The sequence below is a fragment of the Bellilinea sp. genome (genome assembly GCF_034432615.1).
Lineage (GTDB): Bacteria > Chloroflexota > Anaerolineae > Anaerolineales > Anaerolineaceae > Bellilinea.
In genome coordinates, this window is record NZ_DAOUBL010000207.1 from 1 (window position 1) to 2,657 (window position 2,657).

3 protein-coding genes are annotated in these 2,657 nt (G+C 51.7%); 1 reads left to right on the forward strand and 2 read right to left on the reverse strand.

Translation table 11 applies throughout. The features are described from left to right. The first annotated feature begins 164 nt into the window (after positions 1-164). On the forward strand, positions 165-575 hold the full coding sequence (locus VAE48_RS09330) for a DUF3887 domain-containing protein (RefSeq protein WP_322793058.1): 411 nt from the start codon (positions 165-167) through the stop codon (positions 573-575). Here the strand turns inward: VAE48_RS09330 and mazG are convergent, their stop codons facing one another. Both mazG and rpsI read right to left on the reverse strand, forming a co-directional pair. Beyond that, on the reverse strand, positions 576-2,048 hold the full coding sequence (gene mazG, locus VAE48_RS09335) for a nucleoside triphosphate pyrophosphohydrolase (protein ID WP_322793056.1): 1,473 nt from the start codon (positions 2,046-2,048) through the stop codon (positions 576-578). Positions 2,049-2,195: 147 nt separating this feature from the next. Further along, positions 2,196-2,591, reverse strand: coding sequence for a 30S ribosomal protein S9 (rpsI, locus tag VAE48_RS09340; RefSeq protein ID WP_322793057.1), 396 nt, complete (start codon positions 2,589-2,591; stop codon positions 2,196-2,198). Positions 2,592-2,657 lie beyond the last annotated feature (66 nt).

Here is a 2,657-nt window from a genome sequence, read left to right on the forward strand (position 1 = left end):
AATCGCTGTCCGAAAAAAGTGAGCAATTGCGCGGCTACCGAATTGTGTACGCCCCTCCGTTGCTGCGACACTTCACCGCCCGCTTTGAACCTATATAGGAGGAAGTAAGGATGAAACCCCGTCAAACTTTAATTAGCTCTCTCATTTGGGTATCACTATTGTCTGTGATCCTCGCGGCATGCAGTCTTCTCGCCCCGCAAAATCAGACCATTACCCTGGAAGGCGCGGAACGTGAAGCCGTGCTTGAATATGCCGCTCCGATGGGCGAAAACCTGATCAACGGACTGATCACCCGCGATTATCCGACCTTTTCAAAGGATTTTGACACCACCATGAAAAAGGGTATGGATGAGGCCGCCTTTGAAAAACTGCTTACCACACTCACAGACAAACTCGGTGAATATCAGTCCCACGAAATCAGTCAGGTGCTGCAAGATGAAAAATACACCATTGTCATTTACCGTCTGAAGTACGAAAAGGACAATCTGGTCACGATGCGCATTGTGTTCAATCGTGAAGAACCCCACCTGATCAGTGGTTTATGGTTTGATTCACCGGAGTTGCGCAAAAAATAATCAACCCTTTCGTTTCGCCTCATCCCACCAACGGTCCATTTCTTCAAGACTCATGGATGTAAGTTCCCGGCCAGCCTGACGGGCACGTTCTTCAATATGAGCAAATCGCTGGCGAAAACGGCGGTTGGCTGTCCGTAATGCGCTCTCGGCATCCACCTTATACCAGCGCGCCAGATTAACCACCGCAAACAGCAAATCGCCGATTTCCTTTTCCCTTTCCGTTGCATCGTCTGCCGTTTGCACCTCGTTGATCTCTTCAAACACCTTTTGTAACACGGGCTGGATTTCACTCCAATCAAATCCAACCCTTGCAGCCCGGCTTTGAATTTCCTGAGCCTGTGAAAGGGCCGGCAAATTCAACGGCACGCCTTCCAATATCCTCTTTGGATGATCCTGCCCGTTCAAAGCCCGCTCTTCATCTTTCAATTTCTGCCAGTTTCGCAGCACACCTTCCACACCGCTGACCAAAACCTTTCCGAAAACGTGCGGATGACGGCGGACAATTTTTCGGTGGATACCCTGAATCACCTCTGCAAGGGTAAATTCACCATCCTCAGCAGCAATTTGGGCATGAAGAACAATTTGCAGCAAGAGATCCCCCAATTCCTCTCGCAACGCCTCGCTGTCCTCGTTATCCAGCGCTTCTATGGCTTCATAGGATTCTTCCAACAAATATTTTCGCAGGGTCAGGTGGGTTTGCTCACGATCCCACGGGCAACCATCCGGCGCACGCAGGCGGGCAACCACCTCCTGAAATGCCTCAAGCGATGTATCCGCCCCCAGCGCAGGCACGAACAAGACGGTCATCAGTCCTAAATGAGGGCTGCGATCAATTTCGTACAACATCAAATCTTCCACAATTTGATGGCGGGTGCCCGCCGCATGAACCAGCCTGACCCGGAATTCATCCGGATAGACCGCATTCAATGCCAGTTTCACCGATGAGGCCGTCATCTGATTATAAATTTGGGTAATCAACGCCGGCATATCAGGCGCATAGCCGGGGGTATGCAGCCGTCCGATTTCTAAAGCATCCAGCAACGCCAATCTCGGGAAGGGATCCATCTGCAGCGCACTGAAGACCGGTTCCAGAAATGACATTCCTTCGATAATCTGTACGGGAATACCCTGTTGAGCAGCGCGGCGGGTGATCTCCGGCACAGTAGCTTCCGCGACGAACGGGTGTCCCGGCACAGCATAGGTCACTCCCTGAGGCTGTCTGCCCAGAGCGATAATTTCCTCCACAATTGCCTCGTACACTGCCTCAAAAGTGTCTTTGGTTTCGTACAAATGATCGAAGGAGAGAATTTCCAGACCTTCGGGTAAGTTTTGAACAAGGGGATGATGGCTGGTGCGCAGATAAACCCGATCAATCTGGCTCAACCACTGCCAGGCTTCACGGGTCAGGTGGTAATCTTCACCGGGACCTAAACCCAAAATCACAATGCCGGTTTGACTTTGTGGTGTATGCATACAGGCGGCTCCTTGCCAGAAGCAATGGATTGGAAAACATTGCAGAGCAGCCCTCTACCGGCTTCAGGAAAACCGGTAGAGGAAATCTGCCCTGCGCATGGATCCCACCTTCCCGGTCGGGTCGGTGAGTGAAAACGAGCTGGATTTTTAGCGTTTGGTGTAGGTCGGTGCCTTGCGAGCGCGTTTGAGACCCGGTTTCTTGCGTTCTTTGATACGCGGATCACGGGTAAGCAAACCGTACTTGCGCAATTCATGAATAAAGTCCGCGTTCATCTTTGCCAGCGCACGCGCCAGTCCCAATTGAACCGCATCGGTTTGACCGGTTACACCACCACCATTGACCACAACCGTCACATCAAACGTCGAACGTTCCTGTTGGGTTGCCTCAAAAGGCTTGAGGATGGCTTCCACGTCGCCAATGCGGGTGAAATATTCCTCGATGGATTTCTGATTGACGGTAAATTTTCCCGTCCCGCTCATGATGCGCACGCGCGCCGTAGCTTCTTTGCGACGCCCAACACCTTCGTAATACTGAACAGACATATCTTGCCCACTCCTTTATGCAACAGGCTCTGGCTTTTGCGCTTCGTGCGGATGTTCGCTGCCAGC